This is a genomic window from Microbulbifer okhotskensis, assembly GCF_023895975.1.
Classification (GTDB): domain Bacteria; phylum Pseudomonadota; class Gammaproteobacteria; order Pseudomonadales; family Cellvibrionaceae; genus Microbulbifer; species Microbulbifer okhotskensis.
Map to the genome: position 1 here is coordinate 1 of NZ_JALBWM010000560.1, position 221 is coordinate 221.

General features: G+C 57.9%; 1 pseudogene. It reads right to left on the minus strand.

What is annotated here, in order from left to right:
• A pseudogene (locus tag MO867_RS23280) lies at positions 1-221 on the minus strand (elongation factor P); the annotation flags it as partial.

The following is a 221-nucleotide window of genomic DNA, read 5'->3' on the forward strand; positions in this document are numbered from 1 at the left end:
GCGAGACGGGCGACCTTCATCACCTTGCCGGAGGTATCGCCCCGGGCGGAGCCTTCGGTGTAGGTGAGCTGGCGCACTATGTTGGTGGGCAGATCGACGGAAATGACCTTGCCTTCAAAGAAGACGGCGGCGCAGATGTCGGTCATGCCTTCAACGATAAAGGGCAGCACGCTTTCCAGATCGTCGGCGTTGAGTTCGTACTGGTTGTAGTCTTCATCCAT